Annotated in this window: 20 protein-coding genes; 8 read left to right on the top strand and 12 right to left on the bottom strand. The window is 67.0% G+C overall.

The window, feature by feature from the left end; translation table 11 throughout:
• Positions 1 to 281: 281 nt before the first annotated feature.
• The 10 genes from OIE69_RS01765 to OIE69_RS01720 all read right to left on the bottom strand — a co-directional run bounded on the left by OIE69_RS01765 (position 282) and on the right by OIE69_RS01720 (position 10,041).
• Positions 282 to 1,046, bottom strand: coding sequence for an SDR family NAD(P)-dependent oxidoreductase (locus OIE69_RS01765; protein WP_326570148.1), 765 nt, complete (start codon positions 1,044 to 1,046; stop codon positions 282 to 284).
• Positions 1,047 to 1,249: 203 nt separating this feature from the next.
• Positions 1,250 to 2,731 (bottom strand): MFS transporter, encoded by a 1,482-nt coding sequence (locus OIE69_RS01760; RefSeq protein ID WP_326570147.1) that lies wholly within the window; start codon positions 2,729 to 2,731, stop codon positions 1,250 to 1,252.
• Between the two features lie 884 nt (positions 2,732 to 3,615).
• Complete coding sequence (locus tag OIE69_RS01755) at positions 3,616 to 4,299, bottom strand: TetR/AcrR family transcriptional regulator (protein ID WP_326570146.1); 684 nt, start codon at positions 4,297 to 4,299, stop codon at positions 3,616 to 3,618.
• Between the two features lie 156 nt (positions 4,300 to 4,455).
• Positions 4,456 to 5,469: a DUF6518 family protein gene (locus OIE69_RS01750; RefSeq protein WP_326580906.1), complete on the bottom strand. Its 1,014-nt coding sequence runs from the start codon at positions 5,467 to 5,469 to the stop codon at positions 4,456 to 4,458.
• A gap of 222 nt (positions 5,470 to 5,691) precedes the next feature.
• Positions 5,692 to 6,537 (bottom strand): sulfurtransferase, encoded by an 846-nt coding sequence (locus OIE69_RS01745; protein WP_326570145.1) that lies wholly within the window; start codon positions 6,535 to 6,537, stop codon positions 5,692 to 5,694.
• Positions 6,538 to 6,618: 81 nt separating this feature from the next.
• Positions 6,619 to 7,317 (bottom strand): alpha/beta fold hydrolase, encoded by a 699-nt coding sequence (locus OIE69_RS01740; RefSeq protein WP_326570144.1) that lies wholly within the window; start codon positions 7,315 to 7,317, stop codon positions 6,619 to 6,621.
• Positions 7,314 to 7,583 (bottom strand): hypothetical protein, encoded by a 270-nt coding sequence (locus tag OIE69_RS01735; RefSeq protein ID WP_326570143.1) that lies wholly within the window; start codon positions 7,581 to 7,583, stop codon positions 7,314 to 7,316. The genes OIE69_RS01740 and OIE69_RS01735 overlap by 4 nt, the downstream gene beginning before the upstream one ends.
• 663 nt (positions 7,584 to 8,246) lie before the next feature.
• On the bottom strand, positions 8,247 to 8,873 hold the full coding sequence (locus OIE69_RS01730) for a CGNR zinc finger domain-containing protein (protein ID WP_326570142.1): 627 nt from the start codon (positions 8,871 to 8,873) through the stop codon (positions 8,247 to 8,249).
• A gap of 23 nt (positions 8,874 to 8,896) precedes the next feature.
• Positions 8,897 to 9,496 (bottom strand): acyl-CoA dehydrogenase family protein, encoded by a 600-nt coding sequence (locus tag OIE69_RS01725; RefSeq protein WP_326570141.1) that lies wholly within the window; start codon positions 9,494 to 9,496, stop codon positions 8,897 to 8,899.
• 80 nt (positions 9,497 to 9,576) lie between these two features.
• The gene (locus OIE69_RS01720; RefSeq protein WP_326570140.1) at positions 9,577 to 10,041 is read right to left on the bottom strand and encodes a nuclear transport factor 2 family protein; all 465 of its coding nucleotides are present in this window, start codon (positions 10,039 to 10,041) and stop codon (positions 9,577 to 9,579) included.
• Positions 10,042 to 10,597: 556 nt separating this feature from the next.
• Here OIE69_RS01720 and OIE69_RS01715 point away from each other — a divergent pair.
• The 8 genes from OIE69_RS01715 to OIE69_RS01680 all read left to right on the top strand — a co-directional run bounded on the left by OIE69_RS01715 (position 10,598) and on the right by OIE69_RS01680 (position 20,332).
• The gene (locus OIE69_RS01715; protein ID WP_326570139.1) at positions 10,598 to 11,563 is read left to right on the top strand and encodes an RNA polymerase sigma factor; all 966 of its coding nucleotides are present in this window, start codon (positions 10,598 to 10,600) and stop codon (positions 11,561 to 11,563) included.
• A gap of 128 nt (positions 11,564 to 11,691) precedes the next feature.
• On the top strand, positions 11,692 to 12,597 hold the full coding sequence (locus OIE69_RS01710) for an alpha/beta fold hydrolase (protein WP_326570138.1): 906 nt from the start codon (positions 11,692 to 11,694) through the stop codon (positions 12,595 to 12,597).
• Between the two features lie 91 nt (positions 12,598 to 12,688).
• Positions 12,689 to 13,519, top strand: a complete 831-nt coding sequence (locus OIE69_RS01705; RefSeq protein ID WP_326570137.1) for a GNAT family N-acetyltransferase — start codon at positions 12,689 to 12,691, stop codon at positions 13,517 to 13,519.
• A 644-nt stretch (positions 13,520 to 14,163) separates the two neighbouring features.
• Entirely contained in the window at positions 14,164 to 14,832 is a 669-nt protein-coding gene (locus tag OIE69_RS01700; RefSeq protein WP_326570136.1) for a hemerythrin domain-containing protein, read from the top strand.
• A 284-nt stretch (positions 14,833 to 15,116) separates the two neighbouring features.
• Positions 15,117 to 15,299 (top strand): hypothetical protein, encoded by a 183-nt coding sequence (locus OIE69_RS01695; protein ID WP_326570135.1) that lies wholly within the window; start codon positions 15,117 to 15,119, stop codon positions 15,297 to 15,299.
• On the top strand, positions 15,293 to 16,669 hold the full coding sequence (locus OIE69_RS01690; protein ID WP_326570134.1) for an amidohydrolase family protein: 1,377 nt from the start codon (positions 15,293 to 15,295) through the stop codon (positions 16,667 to 16,669). Before OIE69_RS01695 ends, OIE69_RS01690 begins: the two co-directional genes overlap by 7 nt.
• 823 nt (positions 16,670 to 17,492) lie before the next feature.
• Positions 17,493 to 19,862 (top strand): molybdopterin oxidoreductase family protein, encoded by a 2,370-nt coding sequence (locus OIE69_RS01685; RefSeq protein WP_326570133.1) that lies wholly within the window; start codon positions 17,493 to 17,495, stop codon positions 19,860 to 19,862.
• Positions 19,863 to 19,873: 11 nt separating this feature from the next.
• The gene (locus tag OIE69_RS01680; protein ID WP_326570132.1) at positions 19,874 to 20,332 is read left to right on the top strand and encodes a hypothetical protein; all 459 of its coding nucleotides are present in this window, start codon (positions 19,874 to 19,876) and stop codon (positions 20,330 to 20,332) included.
• 114 nt (positions 20,333 to 20,446) lie between these two features.
• On the opposite strand, the gene OIE69_RS01675 is transcribed toward OIE69_RS01680, so the two are convergent.
• Positions 20,447 to 20,932: a MarR family winged helix-turn-helix transcriptional regulator gene (locus tag OIE69_RS01675; protein WP_326570131.1), complete on the bottom strand. Its 486-nt coding sequence runs from the start codon at positions 20,930 to 20,932 to the stop codon at positions 20,447 to 20,449.
• A 226-nt stretch (positions 20,933 to 21,158) separates the two neighbouring features.
• Positions 21,159 to 22,652 carry an amidohydrolase family protein gene (locus OIE69_RS01670; protein WP_326570130.1) on the bottom strand — a complete coding sequence of 498 codons (1,494 nt, stop codon included), beginning with the start codon at positions 22,650 to 22,652 and terminating at the stop codon, positions 21,159 to 21,161.
• Positions 22,653 to 22,705 lie beyond the last annotated feature (53 nt).

Below are 22,705 nucleotides of genomic sequence, written 5' to 3'. Positions count from 1 at the left end.
CGAATGGTCAGCCCGGGCGCACGGTGCGGACCGTATGAGCTGTGAGGCTTGCGCCCGTCGGTGCTTTCTCGTGTGCCCGACGGCGACGCCCCGGGTGCTGAAGTGAGGCGTCGCCGCTGTTGGCGGTGCCGTTCTGCCCTGAATCGTGGCTCCTATGCGGCGAGCCGCCGAGGCTGATCAGGGCTGCGCGTGCCGGTGTTGCCACCCCTGATGGCAGGGCTGCATGGTGATCGCAGCGCACAAGCACCGAGTGAGCGGGCCTGAGCGCGCTTGGGGAGGATTTAGTAGCCGGAGGTGAGTGCGCCGTCGATGGCGAGGGCCGCGCCGGTGATGAACGGGCTGTCGTCGCTGAGAAGGAAGGCGGCGAATGCGGCGATCTCCGTTTCGTCGGCGGCGCGGCCGGTCGGCTGCTGGTTGAGGAGGGCGCTCGCGGCTTCCGGGTTGCTCGCGGTAAAGCCTTGCCACAGGGGGGTGTTGACCAGGCCGGTCACCAGGGCGTTGACTCGCACGCCCTCCTTGGCCGCGTCGAGCGCCGTGGAGCGGGTGAGGCCCACGACACCGTGCTTGGCGGCCGCGTAGGCGGCGGCTCCCGGGTCGCCCACGACACCGACGACGGAGGCGTTGTTGACGATGGAGCCGCCGCCGCTGGCGACGATCGCGGGGATTTCGTGCTTGAGGCTGTAGAAGACGCTGGTCAGGTTGAGAGCCAGGACGCTGTTCCAGAACGACGCGTCGATGTCGCGGATAGCTCCCTGACTGTTGCCGCCGCCGGCGTTGTTGAAGGCGCCGTGCAGGCCGCCGAACTCCTTGACCGCGACGCCGACCAGGTGGGCGACCTCCTCCTCGACGGTCACATCGGTGGGCACGAACAGGGCCGTGCCGCCCTCCGCGGTGATCTCCGCCACGGTTGCCTCGCCGCGCTCCTTGTCACGGGCACCGATGAGGACGGTCGCGCCCTCGGAAGCGGCGCGCTTGGCGAAGGCCGAGCCCATGCCTGAGGTGCCTCCGGTGACGATGATGACCTTGGACTGAAGACGGTTGGACATGTGTTTCCTTTCGTTGCCCGGTGTGGCAGCGGCCACGGCTTGCCGGGAGGGGGGTTGGGCGGGCGGCTAGTTCGGATCGACGTGCATGCGGTGATCCGCAGTCGGTTCCGCCGGTCCCGTGTTTCTGGGACCCCGCTATCAGGAATGACTGATCGGTCAATAAAGAGGGTGCGAACGCCTGCGGTAGTCGACCTCGGGACGGGTCAGTGCACCGGGACGGGCTTTTCTGTGGTTGCTGCGCCGGCGGAGGACGCGCTGTGGTCTGGGCGGGGGGCGTTGACCGCGACGAGGGATATCAGCGCGGACAGGAGCAGGAAGCCGAAGGCCCACCAGTAGGCCGTGGTGAATCCGTGGACCAGTGCGACGTCGGTGACTGCCCGGCCGTGTCCGCGGGTGGCGAGGTAGGCGGTGGTGGAACTGGCGGCGATGGTATTGAGCAGGGCGGTGCCGACCGAGCCGCCGACCTGCTGGGAGGTACCGACCATGGCGGAGGCGATGCCGGCGTCCTGCGGGGCTACGCCGTGGGTGCCCAGGGACATGGCGGGCATGAAGGCGGTGCCGATGCCGAGTCCGGTGATGACCTCGGCGACGGCCAGCAGCCCGTAGGAGCTGTCGGCCTGCAGCGCGACGAGCAGGAGGACGCCGATCGCGCTGACGAGGTAACCGCCGCCCATCAGCAGCCCGGGGCGCATCCTGCCGGACAGCCGGGTGCCGAGGACCATGGAGCCGAAGGCCTGGGCGGCCCCGAGCGGAACGAACGCGGCGCCGGTCAGGACGGGGGAGTAGCCCTTGACCAGCTGAAGGTAGTAGCTGAGGAACAGGAACATGCCGAACATGCTCATCACACCGAAGGCGACCGAGAGGTAGGCGCCGGCCCGGTTGCGTTCGGTCAGCACGTGCAGCGGGAGCAGCGGCGACTTGATCTTGCCCTGTGTGATGAGGAAGGCCAGCAGTAGCACCACGGCTGCGACGAACAGGGTGATGGTGAGACCGGAACCCCAGCCTCGGCTTTCGGCCTCGGAGAAGCCGAAGACCAGGGCGACCAGTCCGAGGGTGGCCAGGATCGCGCCGGGTATGTCGATGCGGGCACGCTTGCCCTCGGTGGGGATGTCCTGCACGACGGTGATCGCACCGATGATGCCGATGACGGCGATGGGGATGTTGACGAGCATCGACCAGCGCCAGTTCAGGTACTCGGTGAGCAACCCGCCCAGGAGCAGGCCCAGGACGCCGCCGGCGGTGGCGATGGCGCCGTAGATGCCGAAGGCCTTGGCGCGTTCCCTGGCGTCGGTGAAGGTCAGCGAGATCAGGGCGAGGGCGACCGGGGCCAGAAGGGCGCCGAAGACGCCCTGGCCGGCCCGGGCCACCAGCAGGACGCCCAGGTTGCCCGCGGCTCCGCCCAGTGCGGAGGCGACGGCGAAGCCGATCAGGCCGATGGTGAAGGCCCGCTTGCGGCCGAGCAGGTCGCCCAGGCGCCCGCCGAGGATCAGCAGGCCGCCGAAGGCCAGGCCGTAGGCGGTGATCACCCACTGGCGGCCGCCGTCGGAGAAGTGCAGGGCCTGCTGGGCGGAGGGCAGCGCGATGTTCATGATCGCGCTGTCCAGGAACACCATCAGCTGGGCGATGGAGATGAAGGCCAGCGCGGCCCAACGGCGCGGGTTCGGATGGAGTGGTGTTGCAGCCATGGGAAGAGTGGTTCCTCGAAGGGGGGCGGGGGAGAGCGGGACTCTCAGACGAGCGGCCGCGGAGGCCTTCGGCAGATGGTGAGTCTCGGTTATCGGCTCGGCCAGGAGGAGTCGAACGTCCCGGCGGCCAAGTGAGCTCGCGGCGCCTGTGGAGGTGACCGCAAAGCGGACGATACTCATCCGCTTCTGCGAATGTACCACAAGGGGACACCCATCGTCCGTTTTGCTTCGGTGGCGGTCGGAGAGCTGACGTTGGCCATCTGAAGATGCCTTGGTCGGGCCTCGGCCAGACCGCGTCTGACCTGGACCGGAGGCTTGACCGGACCGGTCGGTGGACCTCCTGCGTCTTCGCGTGAACGCGGCGCCGAGAGCCCCTGTGCCCCGCCTCGCGCTTGGCCGTGCGGCGAAGGCGAAGGTGCTGTTCGAACCTGTTGCCGCACATTCCGTGATCAAGGGCGGAAGGTCGGACCGCGGGACTGGCAACGGCTTTCGCACCCGGCGGGGGAATTTGCGGACGGCATTTGGGGCCCCGGCGTGGCGGGCTGCGGTGTGCGTCGCGCCAGGTTCACCACGGAATGAAGTCCCGGGCTACGGGAAGCGGAAGCTGCGGACTCGACGAGGATGCCGTCGCCGATGCGTCTCCTCAGCCGTGATGCCTCCCCCAGGGACCCTGATGTGAGCGGGCACTGGGCCGTCCAGCCGATCCACGGCTGCGCCGGCTTCGCCGGCCCCACGGTAGGTGTGCAGCCGGAGTGTCTCGACCTTGAGTGGCTCGGTGGTCTATGTCACCTCAAGGATTGCTCTTCGGTCGTTGGTGATCGAAGCGCAGCGCGGTGCCTGCCGAAAATGACCGCGTGCTGGGCAGCGCGGGATGGCCGTTCCGGTTAGGGGCGGACCTGAGGCCCCGGCCCTTCGAGCGGGGTTCGCGCGGGGGCGCGCATCCCGTCAAGCAGGATCGTGATGACCCGGCGCCACCCGTCGGGACCGGCGTCGACGCCGAGGCAGTGGTCGGTGTCCAGTGAAGCGCGTGAGCAGATCATGATGTCCTGCCAGGTCACGTCCTCGCGCAGCTCGCCTGTTGCGCGTACCCGCTCGGTCAGCTGGATGACAGCGTCCTGCACTGCGGCGGTCCGCTCCGCGAGCTCGGGAGATGGCGGAACATCGCACGCCGCGGTGACCTCGGCCAGGCCGATGTTGTCTCGGTGTGCCCCGGCAAGTTGCATCACGAACTCCACGAGCCCGTCCCACGGGTCCTCGCGTTCCATGCACCTTTGTGCGAGGACGCACAGCTCGTCGTAGAAGCTGAGGACCACAGCGCCCAGCAGCGCTTCTTTGGTGCCGAAGCGCCGGTACAGCGTGCCCACGCCCAGGCCGGCCGCCTTCGCGATGTCCAGCGCCGAGACTTCGAGTCCGCGAGCAGCGATCGCTTCCCGCGTGGCGACGATCAGAGCGCACCGATTACGCTGCGCATCCGCCCGAGGCTCAGGCGCGGTGCCCAAATCGGGTGGTACTTGAATCTCGGTTCGCAGCCGGCCTGATCGACGGACTATCTCCTTGCGGTCGCTCACAGTGTGGCCTTCTTGTGCGTGTGCAGTGCCTGCTCAGACAGCCAGGCAGTCGGGAGAGGGGTATCTCCTTCCGTAGGCTACCACAAGGGGACGGAGTCCGTCCGCTTACCTTGTGTGCGCCCCGGGGAGCCGCCCGCCGCCAACGCAGTCCGCACGCTAGGGGAGGGATTTCCACTTCTTGTCGGTGGCCATCGCGGTGAGCTGCTCCATGGTCAGTGCAGGTGTCTCGCGGGTGACCGGCAGTTCAAAGCCGGCGGAGTTATAGGCCACGACGAGCACCCGCAGACCGTCTGTCCGCAGGCTGTCGGCCGACCACATGACCAGGCCGTCCGCCCCGTCCGCCTGCTTCGAGGTTTTGAGCAGTGTGCCGTCCGGAAGAGTGGTGGAACCGCTGAACAGGTCGTCCTTTGTCGAGGACATCCCTGTCTGCACTGTCACGTCGAGACGGGAGGCGCCCTTGCCGTCCGTGACCACGACATACGCGTTCTCGCCCTGTTGGCTTCCGTGATCGGTCACTTCGAGTTCGGGTGGAACCATCGCGGACAGCGTCGCCTGGAGTTTGGCATCGGTCAGGCCCGGCACAACGCCGATATTCGGCGCGTCGTTGACGACGTGCCCGGCCGCACCGACGACCACATAGGACAGAAGGGAGAAGACGACGGCGACCGACAGGGTAAGGGCGCGGTCCTTGAGGGTGCGGGGGAGCAGGAGGGACACGAGCAGGAGCACGACGAAGCAGCCGGTCGCCTGGGTCCAGTAGTGATGCACCCACGCGTACCCGACGCCCTCCCCACCGAAGACACCTGCGAGGGCCGCGGTCCCAGCGACGCGACGCCAACTGTTCCGGCCCGTGCGTGACCACACACCGGCGACACCGAACAGTGGGCCGGCGACGCAGGCCGCGCTCGCCCAGAAGAGCGGCATGTCGAGGGCGCCCATGCCGTCGCGCCCGAATTCGGCATAGCCGTAGTAACCGATGACCAGACCCAGTTCAGTGAGCAAGCCGGTCACAGCGGCGATCAGAAGGGAGGCCCGACTTGCGAGGATCGCGCCGGCAGCGAAGGCAGAAGCGGACCAGACCGCTCCCGAGTTGGGTATCTGGTTCGAGGCGCCGGGAAGCGGACAGCACGCCGAGGGCGGTTCCCGCGGCGAGTCCCACCCCCGGTACATAGAGGACAAGAGCACGCTTCTCTGTAAGGGAAACCGGCGTGGTCGGTGACATGATGTCCGTTCGGTCGGTGCGAGGAAGTTCCGAAGTACGCCCTGACGTCGACGGCGTACTTCGGGCCTGTCAATGTCATGGCAGGGGCGCAGAGCCGCCCCGCGAGGAAGGCGCTGGCTGGTTGCGAGGGCGGCAGATCTCAATGGCGCCTGAAACGGCAGCTCGGGGGCTTACTTGGCTGCGCCGAGCTCGATCGGCACGCCGACGAGGGAGCCGTACTCGGTCCAGGAACCGTCGTAGTTCTTGACGTTGGGCTGGCCGAGCAGCTCGTGCAGCACGAACCAGCTGTGCGCGGAGCGCTCGCCGATGCGGCAGTAGGCGATGGTGTCCTTGGCCAGGTCCACGCCCTCGCCCTCGTACAGCTCCTTCAGCTCGTCGTCCGACTTGAAGGTGCCGTCGTCGTTGGCCGACTTCGACCACGGGATGTTCCGGGCGGTCGGGATGTGGCCCGGGCGCTGGGACTGCTCCTGCGGGAGGTGGGCCGGGGCGAGCAGCTTGCCGGAGAACTCGTCGGGCGAGCGGACGTCGACCAGGTTGAGGCTGCCGATGGCGGCCACGACGTCGTCGCGGAAGGCGCGGATCGAGACGTCCTGGGCCTGGGCCCGGTACTCGGTGGCCGGGCGGGCCGGAACCTCGGAACCGTCGACCAGGTCGCGGGAGTCCAGCTCCCACTTCTTGCGGCCGCCGTCGAGGAGCTTGACGTCCTGGTGGCCGTAGAGCTTGAAGTACCAGTACGCGTAGGACGCGAACCAGTTGTTGTTGCCGCCGTAGAGGACGACGGTGTCGTCGTTGCCGATGCCCTTCTCCGACAGGAGCTTCTCGAAGCCGGCCTGGTCGACGAAGTCACGGCGCACCGGGTCCTGGAGGTCCTGCTTCCAGTCGATCCGGACGGCGTTCTTGATGTGGTTCTTGTCGTACGCCGACGTGTCCTCGTCGACCTCGACGATGACCACCTTCGGGTCGTCGATCCGGGCCTGGACCCAGTCGGCGTCCACCAGGACGTCACTGCGGCTCATTGCTGTCTCCTCCGGGGCAGTTGCGGATGTCTCGGCGCACGGACGGGTGCGCACGGGTGCCGGGCTGCGCTGCCGCATGCCTCAGGAAGCCGCTTCGAAGGCGATCTTCGTGAGCAGGGCGGCGCACTCCACAGGCATGGAGAGGAACGGAGAGTGGTGGCTGGGCAGCCGGTAAACAGCTCCTGCACGGCGTGCCATGTCCTCCTGGCACGCCGGAGGCACCGCCTGATCCTGTTCGCACACCACGTAGGTGGAAGGCACTGTGTGCCAGCCTGCGCGGGTCAGCGGCTCGTTGAACGACTTCGCGCTCTGCGGCACCAGCCGTGCGACGGCCGCTTCAGCCAGGGTCTGCGGCACGTCGCCGTACAACGCCTGGAGCGGTTCGCTGAGCGGCGGGTTGACGCCCCGCGGCTCGGTGGTTACCGGGGCTCCGTGATAGCCCAGAAGGCTCTCGCCGACATCGAGCTGGTATGCCGCCAGATAGACCACATGCGCGACGTTGGCTGCCTCAGCGGCAACCTGGCTGACCGGCACACCACCGTAGGAGTGCGCGATGACCACCACCGGGCCGTCGATGGTCGACAGTTCCCGCAGTAGTGCATGGGCGTCCTCGTGTATGCCGGCGGCCTCGTCCCCCGCGCTGGGCAGGTCGACGACACGGGTTGTCCAGCCGTCGCCATCGAGTACCACTCGTAGTTGGTCCCAGCACCAGGAGCGGTGCCAGGCTCCGTGGACCAGGAGCAGGGTCGGCCGGTTCGGTGGGATGTTCGTGGCAGTCATTGTTCGCTTCCGATGATCGGATGGATCTGAGCCCGTGGGCTGTCTGGGTCGCTGGTCGACCAGAGTTGCCCTTGGGTGAGGTTCGCGGGCAGGTGCAGACCCAGGAAGCCGGCCTTGCGCAGTGCCGTGAGCAGGGCGTCTGGCAGTCGACAGTTGCTAGTGATGTTCGCCTGCGCATTGACGGGACGGGGTTTCGGGGGTGTCGACCAGGCTGCTGGGGTCGGGAGGTAGGAAGTCGGTGCAACCAAGTACTGCTCGATCTTCACGCGTACCTCTGGGTGAAGGAGCCGGTGGACAGGCTCCGATGAGCTGAAATAGGCGTCGGCCAGGTCTGGTCACCGACCGCGACGCGAAAGAACGATTGACGGCCGGTACCCGTCTGCCCATGCACGGGATGCTCCCGTGTGCCAACAACCGGCCTGGCTTGTCCCACCGGTCAGTGACGGTGGTAGATGATCTCTGCGCCGTACCCCTTTATACAGGGTACGTGCGAGCCTGGGCAATCCACGCTCCCTTGCCGGTTGGGGTGGCGAACTGCCGCGAAGCCTGTGTGGACGAACGGGCAGAAGCGCGGAACCTGTGGGGAGCGTGACGCGGTATATGGAGCGCGTTCAGGACTTGCTGTGGTCACTGGAAGGGTGCCGACGCTGAGGATGGCTTCGTCTTGGCGGGGCCGAGCGGTACCTGGGTGGGTCGACGCGCGCGGTCAGCTTCATTGATAGTGGCCCCTCCGCCGGGACGCATGTCCATGTGCGTGGGGCTTGGTGCCGGCGGATCGGGGCCGTGACCCATTCCGCCGTGACAGCCAGCGGTGGGGCCGGTATGCCTACGGTTCTGACCGGGAAGGTTCCCCCACGAGACGTTCGCCGCATTCCATCAGAGCACTAGGCAACGCGCATCGCGCGGCGGCTGCGAACGCGATACGACGTTTAGCGAGTGGGAGGCCGGCGATCGGTATCTCCCCCGGAAGCATTCCGAGCGCGCAATTTGCGCATTTTGTGCCTGTTCCCGCAGCTGTCCTTGGCGCACCAGCGGCGCAGGCCAGGTCGCGAGGTGTCGACGAAGATCAGGAAGCACTCAGGTGCCTCACATTCGCGGATGCGATCCGCGAGCTCGCCGGTGAACAGATCCACCGCATCCCGGGCGATCGTTGACAGGGCTTCGGACCCGCTGGCCGGATAACGCCATGCAGCCGCGCTGCCATGGATTTTGAGGGTGAGGGGAAGGTGTTCGGCGGCGTTGTTGACGCATTGCACCTGGTCATGTGCAAGTGCTTGGCCTCGTGCCGCGTGTCGTCCCATGCCCCACAAGGCGGTGCGTAGGTCGAGTGCCTCCTGTAGTTCGGCATCAGAGACGCGAACCTTCTCGGGATCGAGCTGTAGCCGCGACAGGCTGAACCAGCGCGCAAGGTCCTCAGGGGTATGCAGAACGTCGTAGCGGCGCAGTTCGCCCGGGCCACCTGACGTGAGGAATTCCAGGCACAGGGCCCCCGCATCGAACAGGTATGGCGTTCCGTTGGGCGTATATGCCGTCACTCCCGGCGCGGCGGTCCTCATGGCAGCCTATAGTAAACCCGTTTTCATCTGGGGTTTTCCGTGATCCGGTGTTCGGGAACGAACACGTCCCCGCCGATCAAGGTGTTGCTGGCAATGCCACGCATGCCCGCGGTGTGCCAGGTGTCCTCAACGATCAGGTTGGCAGCCGGGATCAGTACCAGGGCCTGGTCGACCACTGCATCGTGCTCGTCCTTGAGGAGAGCGCCAACTGCTGCCCAGGTCGCGTACGGTGCACCGGAGTTGTAAGACCAGCGGCCGCTGACGCGCTTCCCGCCCGGGACTCGCCTCCCTATGCCTGTCGGCGCCGCCACACCGGTCACCCGCGCGTTCGGGTCGGCGCCGAAGGCCTCCTCCTGTGCCTTGTCCGGGAAGAGGCAGGCCAGTCGGTTGGGCACCGAGATGATCATTCCGTTTCGGGCTGCCGAGCAGTCTGCCAGGCCAGGGTCTCCGACACCGCGGGGAGCGTCCGAAGGTCCGTCTCGTGGCCGCCGTACCTCTTGGGGGGTCAGCAACCGGAACACGCCGGCCTCGTTCAGCGCCTCGAGGACGGTCGGTGGTATGACGTGGTTCGCGTCACCCTGCACGAACGCCCGCATCAGATGGAACCCGTACACCACTTCCAAGGACGCAACCGATTCTTGCCTCGCCATGATGGGCCCGCTCGATTGCGCTGCGCGTGTGCGCTTCCGCCGCGGTGGTCGACTCAGACGGCATCCGGCGTCCAGTTCTCCAGCGGGTCCATCCGCAGCCTCGTGAGCAGCAGTGAGTCGATCAGCCACTTTCCGCCGACCCTCCGGTAGCTATCCCGGTACTGTCCGTAGCCGTTGTGCCCCTCTGGGGCGTCCGCTGCCGCCGGGAAGGTCAGCAGGTCCTCCATCGCCCAGATTCCGGATGCCGTATCCGGCCCTGTGATCTCGATCTCCGGCATGTGTCCGTGATGTACGGACGGTGCGGCGCCAGTGAGATCGCGGACCGTGTTCGCGAACTCCGTCGGCGAGCCCCAGGTGATCCCGTCGGTCACGATCTTGGCGTCGGGAGTGAATAGTGCGGCCAGCTCATCGTGCTTCTTCTCATCGACGAAGCGGAAATAGCGGGCCTTGAGTTGCTTGATGCCTTCGATGCTCTCGAGAGCGTCCAGCCTCCGCAAGATTTCGTCGAGATCACTCATGATCGAGTCTCCTGTGCGTGCGGCGTCCATCCAGCCCCCGCGACAAGCGGACGCTTGCCGTCCTCTTCCGTAAGGTAACACAAGGGGACGTCGATCGTCCGTTTGAGACAGCGGCTGGTGGCACGTGAACCGGGAACTCATTTAGGGTGCGAGAGGTCCGCTTCTGGCCAAGCCGCCGGATGACCCGCGTCCCCACCACGGGACAAGGTGACGCGCGGCCGAAAGCGGGCCCCGCTGTGCAGAGTGTCATCGCAGTCCTGGCCGCTTGCTTTGGGCTGGTGTCGATCACCCGATTGCGACGTCCAGCACGGAGCGTGACTGTATCCGGCGTGGGACTACCGGTGACCAGGTTGGCCGTACCCGTCGCTCTAGGCGTCGATACGGCGACACGTATCTCCGGGGGCCTGGCCAAAACTGGACAGCACCTCGACGGCGTGGATCTTCGACCCGCAGCCGGTCACCCACTCGGATCGCACATAGCGGCCCGGCGCGGGGAGCCCCTGATGGGCGACCGCGGGAACGACCGAGAAGACCAGTGGGGGAGTGAAGGAGAGCAGTGAGAGACGAACCTGAAGCCGCGCACATCGACGACACGGCGCTCACACGTGCTGCCCAAGCGGGGGAGATCGCGGCGCTGAGCCTGCTCCTGGAACGGCACCGTGCGGGGATGCGCGCCGTCGCGCTGAGCGTTCTGGGGCCGGGCCCCGACGTCGAGGACGTGATGCAAGAAGCGGCTGTGACTGCGCTTCGGCGCGTGGGTGAAGTCCGCGACCCGGCGGCCGTGGGGGCATGGCTGCGAATGATCGTTCGGAACGCTTGCCGTTCGCTGCTGAGGAGTGTGGTTGACGTGGTGCCTGTGGCTGATGTGCCAGCAGCCTCGGCGAAGGCCAGTCCTGAGCAGTGGCTGGAACAGCACGCGTTGCGGAACTGGGTCTGGGAGGCGATGGAGAATCTTTCTCCCGCGCTGCGCCTGCCCCTGGTCTTGCGCCACTTCAGCTACGGCGTCACCTCCTACGAGCAGATCGCCGAGGCCTGCGGCATCCCCGTCGGAACGGTCCGCAGTCGCATAAGCCAGGGCCGGACCAAGCTGGCCGAAGCCCTCACGGCCACGACGGACGCTGCCCACGGGGACGTCGTGCGGCGCGTCCGTGCCAGCGAGGTCGAGGCGAACGAGACGCTGGCAGCGGCCGAACGTGGGGACTTCGGCGAACTGTTGACCGAGCGCTGGTCCCCAGACGTTCTGCTGATGCGCGGCAAGGAGCCGGTAGGTGACCGGAGCTACCTCGTACGCAGTATGAACCGGGACATTGAAGCCGGCGTGCGCCAGCGCCTCGTGCACACCGTCGCCGGAAGGTCGCTGGCTGTCTGGGAGACAGACATCCTCAATCCGGCGGACAACCCCGACCACTGCCCGCCCGCAGTGGCGTGGCTGATGAGCCTGGACGCCGATGGACGCGTGCACCAGCTGCGCCTCTCCCACCCCATGACCGGGCAGGTCGCGGACCCGGAACCGGCGATGTGACGCCGAACCGCGGACGAACCTGCTACCGGCGGGGAATGTGACGCTCGCCATACGTCTCGGATCGAACTTCCGCTCTTCTCCCGCGTCTTGTTATTGCAATCGTCACCTGCAGGACTACGGAGAACGTCATGGCCGTCCCGGCGAACGACCCCTTGGCGGTGGGCCCGCACCACTTCGAGGTGGACGGCGTCGTCCAGCGCTACCACGTGCACGGCGCAGGACCCGTGTGCATCGCGCACTCCGGCGGACCGGGAATCCTCTGGGAGTACCTGCGGATGCCGGCTCTTGAACAGCACCTCACCGTCGTCTATCCGGAACCTGTCGGATCTGGTGCGTCCGGCCGCCTTCCGACCCACCCGCACGGCTACACCCGCTCCCGCTACAGCCACTTCCTCGAGGTACTGGTGGACCACCTCGGCGTACCCCAGGTCCACCTCCTGGGCCATTCGCACGGCGGCTTCGTCGTTCAGTACTACGCGCTGAACCACCCGGAGAAGATCGCCGGGGTCATCCTGTACGACAGTGCGCCACTCAACGGACCCGCGCACGACGCAGAGACCCGGCACCGGTTCGAGCAGTTCACAGCAAGGAATGCCGACCGCCCGGAACTCGACGCAATTCTTGAAACCTTCCGAGCCCGCTCCGAGCGGTCCACCGACGAGCACGCGACAGCCTTCGCACGAGGGATGTTCCCGGTGTACTTCGCCGACTACTGGAGCCGGGAGAAGGAGTTCGCACCCCTGCGTTCCTCCGTGGACGTCACCCGCATCTCCGGGCTGGACGAGAACCAGGAGTGGCAGAGCTTCGACGACCGCGAGTCCCTGAACTCCCTCAGCGCGCCGACCCTGGTCGTCGTCGGTCGCCACGACTTCATCTGCGGAGTGCGGTGGGCACAGGAACTGCACGAGTCGATTCCCGACTCCGAGCTGCTGATTCTGGAGAGTAGCGGGCACTTCGGTCATCTTGAGGAGACGGAGCGCTTCACGCAGGCCGTGGCGGGCTTTGTAGCCGCCACTGTTCCGGCTAGCGCCTGAGCGCGGTTCTGCCTGCCCGTCCCCGTCCGGCCCGGCAACCAAGTCCATCGCTTCGACGTTCCGTGACCGCTCCTGAAAGGACTCCTCACCCATGACCATTGCAGTTGACCCGTCCGTGACAGAGCAGTCCGAGGCGGAAGCGTGGTTCCAGTTCCAGAAGTACGTACCCGACGCCACGCGCGCCGCACTGGGGATGGGCTCCGCGCGGATCGGAGACGCGGTCGCGCTCTCGATGAGCAACGACGTCACCAGGTTCTGGAGCAAGTCGCTCGGATTCAAGACAGCTGTGACCGCCGACGTCATCCGGGAGATATGCGACTTCTACCGTTCGGCGGACGCGCCGCAGGCCACCTTCCAGATCGCACCGGCGTTCCTGCCGGAGGACTGGAAGGAGATCTGCCAGAAGGAGGACCTCACCCCGCAGTCGCTGTGGGTCAAGCTCGTCTGCCCGGTCCAGGACGCCGTCGCCCGCCTCGACACACTCCAGTCGCCTGCCAGCGGCATTCGGATCACTCCCGTGCGGCCCGAACAGGCCAGGGAGTGGGGCCGGACCATGTACAGGTCCTACGGCATGCCCCTCGAGCACTACTCGGAGATGGGCCCCGGGACCGTGGGGTTGCCGGGCTGGCACCCGTTCGCCGCCTGGCTGGACGACGAACTCGTCGGGACCGGAACCGTGTTCGTGCAGGGTGAGACGGCGCAGATGTTCGCCGGCGGCGTGCTGCCACATGCCCGCCAGCGCGGCGCCCAGACGGCGTTGCTGGCCGCCAGGGTTCGCCTGGCGCAGGAACTCGGATGTCGCCTGCTCATCGCCGAGACGGGCGCTGAGGGCCCCGGAGAACACAACCCCTCGCTGCACAACATGTTCCGCCTCGGTTTCCAGGTGGCATATGAGCGCCGTAACTGGGCCTGGGTGCGGTGATCTGCCACGAGGAGTTCACCGGAGTCCGGCGATCGCGTCCGCGAGGGGCAGCAAGATCGGAAATCCTGTACCCTGTATAAAGGAGTACAGCCGTTGAGGTCGCAAACCGTCACCCGCGCACGGGGAAACCATCCCTAGGCGCACCGCGACAGGCTGCCGGTACCCGATACCCCAGGCCCGGCCGTCAAAGCAGCTCCCCAGCTACCGCTGGGAGATGACTTCACCACCCCAACAGCGGGCCCCGCGGTGTCTGGTGCGGCCTATCACGAGGCGGAGAGCCGTCCTCCCCCTAGTGGGCTACTCGGACGATTCGACAACGCAGCGTCGGGGCGCCCTGGCCAAAGGGTGGGGGAGACCGCAGGACAGCCGCGACGTTGACGACAAGACCCGGAGGCCCCTCACTGCTGGCCCAGCAGCACTGAGCACGTGAGGGCGTCAAGTACTTCCTCCTCGCCGAACGTGCCCACAGTCCGCCGGAGCGCCCCCGGCCACATCTACGCAGGGCTAGCCCCAGCGTCTGGCGACTGCTCGACCCGTGCTCTTCTCCCGGCTATGGCTTCCGCCCCGAAGCCGCTCCCTGTCCATGTCAACTCCCCGCCGACTAGGCGAGGCGTCTCAACATTGCTCACCTTCGAAGGAGAACTGTGCCCAACGCTCACGGACGCGCCGATATCCGCGACATGCTCGTCGTCCACGAGGCCTTCCGCAGGGCCTACGACAAGATGCCCGACCTCGTCCTCGGAGTCACGCCCGGCGACACGAAGAGGGCTCTCGTCGTGGCCGATCACATCCAGATGATCGAAGAGTTCCTGCACCTGCACCACAAGGGCGAGGACGTCCTGCTGTGGCCAAAGATTACGGCCCGTGCGCCACAGGGCCTGGCCCCCGCGTTGGCCCTGATGGAGGAGCACCACACCGAAATCGACGGCCTGATCGTTGAATCGTCCGCCTCACTGGCACGGTGGAGAAGCGACGCCAACGCCTCCGATCGCGATCAACTTGCCGCAGTTCTCCGGACCCTGGGCAAGAAGCTGACGGAACACTTGGCCGTGGAAGAGGCTGAGATACTGCCCATCGTCGACCAGTACCTGACGGCGACCGAGTGGCACGAACTGGGAGACCACGCCATCAAAAGCCTTCCCAAGAACAAGCTGCCCATCATCTTCGGCATGCTGGCCTCCCTCGCGGACCCCGCAGTTGTCACCCTGATGCTGTCCACCGCACCCCTTGTCCCGCGCATTATCATGCCGATCGTGGGCCCGCGTGCGTTCGCCGCACACGCCCGCAAGGTATACGGCACTGCGGGCTTCTAAAGGCCGTGCTGACCGGTGGCTACTCGCTCCTGCGTGAAGCCACCGGGCGAGGCGCGCAGCAGGCGCAGACCTGCCGTCTGGTCCTTCGGGTGAAATATGTCCGGTGGCGCGCATCCCATTGAGCAGATTTCTGGTGGCCGACGCCACCGACTCACGTACTGGGGTGCTGCTGCATTCCGTCGGAAAGCCTTGCGCCACGCAGGACATCGGCAAGGAAAACCCCGAGCGGTCGGGTTCATCGGACTGTCATCGGATTCCGTCAAGCTGACGTGGCATAGGGAGCGGTGGCGTTCCGCAGGAACGAACCGCGCACCGGCATCGCACTCGACAATGCACCGGGCACGAAGGCAACCGAGGCCGCGCCGGACGAGATCCAGGGCCGCGGGAATGTTATCGACCTCAAGGGCGGTCTGGTTGCCAGGAGGCAACTGGAGCCCCTGCTCATCAGAAAGAGCGAACCATGGTAAATCGCCCCATCCTCGTCAGAGGCGGCCACGTCGTCACAGGTGACCCGCGTCTTGGCGAACTGCCGGGAGCCGACGTGCTGGTGAGCGGCGACACGATCGCCGCCGTGGGCCACGGGCTCCAGGCGGAGGGCGCCGAGGTCATCGACGCCTCCGGCCACGTCGTCATGCCGGGCCTGGTCGACTCGCACCGTCACGTGTGGCAGAGCGCCATCGGCGGCGCCGGCGGCAAGGTGTCCCTCGGCGGCTACTTCCAGGTGGTGCTGGCCGGGCTGCTGGACAAGTACGAGCCCCGCGACGTCTACGCCGGCGTGCTGTGGGGCGCCCTGCAGGCCGTCAACGCCGGAGTCACGACCGTCGCCGACTGGTCCCACATCGTCACCACACCCGAGCACGCCGACGAGAACGTCCGCGCCCTGCGCGACTCGGGCATCCGCGCCGTGTTCCTCTACGGTCCCCCCGTGGGCGAGGGCGTGATGAAGTGGTTCGTGGAGAGTTCCGAGCGGCACCCCGCCGACGCCCGCCGCATGCGCGCCGACGTGCTGTCCGACGACGACGCCCGCGTCACCATGGGCCTGGCGCTGCGCGGACCGGAGTTCTCCACCGCGCAGACCACCGCCGACGACGTCCGCCTCGCCCGCGAACTGGCCGTCCCCTTGAGCATGCACTCCGGCATCCCGGGCTACCTGTCGAAGTACCGCACCATCGGCACACTGGAGGAACTGGGCCTGCTGGGCCCTGACGTACACCACGCCCATGGGGCGGCGTTCAGCGACGAGGACCTGAAGCGGATCGCCGCCACCGGCGGCCACATCACCCCCTGCCCGACCGTCGACATGCAGATGGCCATGGGCACCTTCCCCATCACCGGCCGCGCCCTGGCCCACGGCATCCAGCCCGCCCTCGGGGCCGACACCATCGCCGGCGCCGGAACCGACCTCTTCAGTGAGATGCGCCTGACCCTCGCCGCCGAGCGAGCCCGTGCCAACGCCGCGGCGCTCGCCCGCGACGAACCGCCGACGGAGGTGGAACTCGACCACCACGACGTCCTCGGGTTCGCCACCACCGCCGGCGCCGCAGCCTGGGGCATGAGCGACCGCATCGGCTCCCTCACCCCGGGCAAGCGCGCCGATCTCATCCTCGTCGACACCCGCCGCCCTCACCTGAGCCCGCTCAACGACGCCGTCACCACCGTGGTCCTGAACGCCGGCCCCGCGGATGTGGACACGGTCCTCGTGGACGGCCGGATCCTCAAGCGCCATGGCAAGCTGACCGGGCAGGTCGCCCACGCGCAGGAGCGGCCGGAGGAGTCCCGTCGACGCCTGTTCGCGGCCGCCGGCCTGAACGGCATCCTCGGACCTGCATGGGCATGACAGCGGGGGTGCGACGCAGCCTCTGAGGAAAGCCGTGTGCCGACGACATGAACGACGCGGTGGAGAAGCAGATCCGTGAGCTGCACGCGGCCTCCGCCTCGAAGGGCAGGAAGCCCGTCATCGAGCAAAGCGGATTCCACGGGACCAGCGTGATCCGTCGAAGACCCCAGGGAGGGGCACTGCGCGACCGGGTGATTCGCTTCGTCGAGTCCGCCTACGCCCACGTCGTAGCACGCCAGTCGACGACGGCGGTCGCGCCGGACGTAGATCTCCGGCACTGTAGTGGGTGTGCGCCTGTCGCTCGACCACCACTGGCTGGTGTGTGCCGCTGGTCGACTTGGTACCGTCAGCTTGCTGGACGCTCCCGTCACCCTCCGTGCGCTGAGCCCCACGTACCGGGTCTACATGGGGGCCACCGCCATCAGTGCCCTCGCCGCCGCCACGATCCTCGCCCGGCTGGCGAGCTTGACTGTCCACTGTCCTGACGGTGACACGGACCGTGGCGTAGGGTCTCGCGTTCCTGCTCTTCGGGACGGGGTGGATTCCTCTGCTGCTGGCCTTTGCAGCGCGGCGCCACGAGGTGAGCGGAGAACCGGTGGGCTGTGAGCCTGCCCTGTGGAGCATTCTTCCCGCTGGGCATGTACGCGGCGGCACACGCCAGCTACGGACATGGGACCGGACCGGACTCCATGGCCGAGATCGCGCGTGTAGCGGTGTGGATCGGCTTTGCGGCATGGGCTGCGGCTGCTGCTCATGGATCAAGACGTTCGTTCCTCGCCGAGGAGCAGCGCTCACGCCATAGCCCGGCGAGAGGAAGGTAGCGATGAAGACCGACCGCATCGACGACATCTGGGGACCACGCACCCCGCACACCAGCGGCAGCATATGGCCGCAGCGGGTGGACCAGTTCCTGATCGACGGAGTCAGCGAGGGCGACGTTGACGCGTGGATACGAGGAGCGTGCCTTCTGTGCTCCAACGGCTGCGGTCTCGAGGTGGCCGTCCGGGACGGCCACATGGTCGGGGTGAGAGGCCGGGCCGAGGACCGGGTCAATCACGGCCGCCTCGGGCCGAAGGGTCTGTATGGGTGGCAGGGCGAGCAGCACGACCGTCTGACCACGCCACTGATACGCGAAGGTGACCGACTGGTTGAGACAGACTGGGAAACAGCCATGTCGACGGTGGTGAAACGCTCCCGGACACTGCTTGAACGTAAGGGCCCGCTAAGTCACGCGTTCTATACCTCCGGGCAGCTGATGATCGAGGAGTACTACACGCTGGCCGTGATCGGCAAAGCAGGGATCGGCACCCCGCACATGGATGGCAACACTCGCCTGTGTACGGCGACCGCGGCATCGGCGTTTCAGGAATCCTTCGGCTCGGATGGGCAGCCCAGCTCCTACACGGACATCGACAGCTGTGACGCACTGTTCCTGTTCGGTCACAACGTTGCCGAGACCCAGAGTGTGCTCTGGTCGCGGATGCTCGACCGCCTGGACGCTGCTGACCCACCGCGGCTGGTGTGCGTGGATCCACGCCGCACCAAGGTGGCCGAGCGAGCCACCGTGCACCTGCCGATCCGGAACGGCACCAACCTCGCACTGATGAACGCACTGGTGCACGAGCTGATCGCCCACGACCGGGTGGATCATGTATACGTCGACGCGCACACCGTGGGTTTCGAGGAGATCCAGCAGATCACCCACGACACGACGCCGGAATGGGCCGCCGACATCTGCGGTGTGACCGCCGACGGCATCCGAGCGGCAGCCGAGATCTTCGGCACCAGCGACCGAGTGGTCTCCACCTGCTCGATGGGCTACTACCAATCGCACCAGGCCACCGCCGCCTCGTGCCAGGTCAACAACATGCACCTGCTACGCGGCATGCTCGGCCGCCGGGGTGCCGGGATCCTGCAGATGAACGGCCAGCCCTCGGCGGAGAACAACCGGGAAGCCGGATGCGGACCCGCACTCCCGGGGTTCCGCAACTGGGACAACCCCGAGCACGTACGTGAACTCGCCGAACTGTGGAACGTGGACCCGATGGTGATCCCGCACTGGTCGCCGCCCACCGACGCCAACACGATCTTCCGCTACGCGGAGCAGGGATCGGTCGGCTTCCTGTGGATCGCCGGCACCAACCCGGCGGTGTCGATGCCCGACCTCGGCCGCATTCGCCGCATCCTGGCCGGCGACCAGTGCTTCGTCGTGGTCTCGGACGGATACCGTACCGAGACCACGGAACTGGCCGACGTCGTAATGCCGGCGGCACTGTGGGCAGAGAAAACGGGCACCTATACCAACGTCGATCGCACGGTCCACCTGCAGGAACAGGCCGTAAAACCTCCGGGCCAGGCCCGCAGCGACCAAGTGATCTTCACCGAGTACGCCCGCCGCCTCGGCCTGACGGACAGGGCCGGCCAACCGCTCCCGGCCTGGGAATCCCCCGAGCAGGCCTTCGAAGCCTGGAAGGCGGCCAGCGCCGGAAGGCCGTGCGACTACTCCGGACTCACCTACCGACAACTCCACGACGCCGGTGGTATCCAGTGGCCCTGCAACGAAACCGCACCGCAAGGAACCGAGCGCCTTTACGTAGACGGCGTGTTCAACACGGACATCGAAATGTGCGAGACCTACGGCCACAACCTGTCCACCGGGGCACCCGTCAGCGAAACCGCCTATCGCGCACGCCGCATCGACGGCCGCGCCATCCTCAAGTCCGTTCCCTACGAGCACGCCTTCGAGGAACCCGACGAAACCTACCCCCTGCGGCTGACCACCGGCCGCACGGTCTACCACTGGCACACCCGTACAAAGACCAGGCGAAGCCGACAACTCAACGATGCCGCACCGTCGATGTGGATCGAACTCTCCGAGCCCGATGCACAGCGTCTCGGAGTCAAGGAGGGCGACATCGTGCGTGTCACCTCCCGCAGGGGAAGCATCGAAGCCCCCGCACGGGTGTCGCACATCCGCGAAGGCGTGGTCTTCGCGCCCTGGCATTACGGAGACAGCACCACGGCTGCCAACGAACTCACCCTCACCGGCTGGGATCCGGTGTCCAAGCAGCCGGAACTGAAGGTCGCCGCAGTCGCGGTCGAACGGATCGCCCCCGGCCACGGCCCCGCGCCGGCCCCCGCCAACACTGCATCCACACCGGTACGTCCCCCCGACGAAACGGTCCGTGACTGAAGGAGGCCATTGTGCATCTCGTGACCTACCTGCAGTTCCAGCGCGCGAGCGAGATCACCCTGGGCAGCAGTTACACGGTAATCTCCGAAGGCCACATTGCGGACGCAGATGTGCGCTGGACCACGGCCCGCTTCTCCCGCCAGTGCGCCGCCCATGCAGACGCACTGGTACCCGTCCTGGCCCGCCTTGACGCGCCGGACGAGTCCGTTCCCGAGCGCCTCCACATCCAGGGCGTCGCCGCCGCCCGGACGGGGCCGGCAGGACTGCTGCGCGACCTGCTGGACCTCTACCAGCTCGGCAACCTCCTCGACATCACCTGGTCCTTGGTCGGACAGGCAGGCCGCGCCATCCGCGACCACGAACTGCTCCGCGTCATCGACGACTGCGCCGCACAGACCACGGCACAACTCGACTGGCTCCGCATGCGCATGAAGGAGGCTGCACCGCAAACACTGCTCGTCGCCGCATGAGGCCTCGGCCCCGCCTGGGCATGACACCGGGGTGCGACCCAGCGTCTGAGGAACGCCGTATGCCCACGCCACGATCCAGCGGCCTCTGCCTCAGATGCGTGTGCCGTGTGCGGCTCATACATCGTCCTGCCGCACCTTCGCACAATCGGGTATCAAAGCGTTCAGCAGCGCCGAGCTGACTCCTCCCAAGGCCCGTTGCTGTTCGGGCGTCAGCACGTCGAAGACGTGCCGACGCACGTCCTCGACGTGCCCGACGGCCGCCGTCTCCAGCGCGTCCAGCCCTGCGTCCGTCAGCAATGCCACCGACCCTCGTCCATCGCCGTCCGCGACCTTGCGGCTCACGTATCCGGACTTTTCCAGTGCGGTCACGGCGTGCGACAGCTTGCTGCGTGTGGAGAAACACCTCTCGGCGAGCGTGGCCATGCGCAGGCTGCGGTCAGGTGCTTCGGAGAGGTGCACAAGTATCTCGAAGTAAGTGGCGGGGGTCGCGGAATTCTGCCGTAGCTGTTGGTCGAGATGCGCGTTCAACTTGCGGGTCGCGGCGATGAAGAGGCGCCAGACCCGTTGTTCCTCTTCAGTGAGCCAGTGAGGATTGTGCATATCTCAGCCTGCCAACAGTTGAACGACGAGCGGTAACTTGCAGTGTTTTGTCGCCTGTGGGACCGGCCCGGTCCCTGCCCCAAGGCGAGGCGGGGACCGGCGGTCGAGGGCAGTGCCGCCTCCGGCCGAACAGGCGAATCCCGGGCGCCGGACAGCGGGCCCGCACACCTGCCCTGCGGCTGCTAGGGGCAGGACGCGCCCTGTGGGCTTACTTGTCGCGGCTTGCCTACTTCTCGGGCTTGTGGCGGTCGTTGCCTCCTTCCCAGGAGGTGTAGGTGTACGGGTTGGATATCTGCTCCGTGTCCGGGAGTTCAGGCTCCTGAGCCGCCTTCCACTCCTTTTCGCCCATGGAGGTGCGGAAGTGCTCCACTGTCTCGGCGACCGCCGCACGGGCGGCGCTCAGAGGAGCGGCGTCGAGCAGCGTGTGTTCGTACTTGACGACTTTGCCGTTGACCATGACGGTGTGGACGTCGCCGCGGCCCGCCTGGAAGACGACATGTCCATAGGGGTGGACTATCGGGTACATGGCCGGCGATCGATCGTTCTTGATCAGGACCAGGTCGGCCTTCTTGCCGACAGTGATGCTGCCTACGGTCGAGGAGAGCCCGAGCGCGTGTGCGCCGCCCGTCGTGGCCCATCGCACGACCTCCTCGGCCCTGAGGTGGTTGTGGACCACGGTCTCGTCACGACTGTGTGCCTCGAGGTGGTCCCGGGCGCGATCCGCACTCAGGGTGGAACGCATGGCGGAGAACAGGTCGGCGCTCCACCACATGCTGGAGTCCATGGACAGCGAGACCGGAATGCCGTGCTTGCGCAGGTGTCGCGTGGGCGGGTAGCCCTGCCCTGCGTTGAGCTCGCTCTCAGAGGAAACCGAGACGGTGCCACCGGTCGCCGCGATCCGGTGGTAGGAGTCCTGGGACAAGGACGCCGCGTGGACGTAGGTGACATCCGGGGTCATGAAGCCGTGTTCCCACATCAGGCGGATGCTGTTGTCGTTGGTGGCCCCCCATACCCCGGCGTGGGTGGTGACGCGCAGACCCAGATCGCGTGCCGTCTCGAAGGCCTTGCGCTCGGGGAAGTCGGGGTCTGCTGTGACGTCGAAGGCCAACTGGAGACCGAGCATGTCGTCGCCTGCGGTGAACCGGCGTGCCGCGAAGGCCCTGAAGTCGGGACCGGCGGCCCACTCCCACGGGGCACCGAGCAGGTTGCCGTAGGCGAGTACGTATCGGCCGGGTGTGGCTTGGAGGGCGTCGACGGCGGCGTCGGCATGGTCCAGGGTCTGCAGGCCGTGCGACCAGTCCAGGGTCGTGGTCACCCCTGCGTCGAGCGCTTCGACAGCGGCGAGGAGATTGCCGGCGTAGATGTCCTGGGGCCGGAAGAGTTTGCCCCAGTTCAGGTAGCAGAACACGAAGTACTGGCTGAGGGTCCAGTCGGCGCCGATGCCGCGCAGCGCCGTCTGGTACATGTGGCGGTGCGAGTCGATCATGCCGGGCATCAGGATGCCGCCGGCGGCATCGATCTCGGCCGTTCCCTCGGGAACGGCCAGATTGCGGCCGAGCGCATCGATGCGGTCCCCGATGACCAGTACGTCGCCGTCCTCGAGGGCGTCCTGGGAGTCCATGGTCAGCACGGTGGCGTGGCGGAAGACAACAGGGCGGCCGGGGGCGAAGTCGTGCGGACCTGTGACGGTCTGGCGCGGGGGGTCAGAAGGGGAGTGCATGATCAGTATTGCTCCTTGTGGCGGTGATGCGGATGGATCCGGGCAGGAGGCGC

It is taken from the genome of Actinacidiphila glaucinigra (assembly GCF_035918135.1).
GTDB lineage: Bacteria > Actinomycetota > Actinomycetes > Streptomycetales > Streptomycetaceae > Actinacidiphila > Actinacidiphila glaucinigra.
Note: the sequence above shows the minus strand (reverse complement) of the source record. Positions and strands in the feature narration are given on the sequence as shown.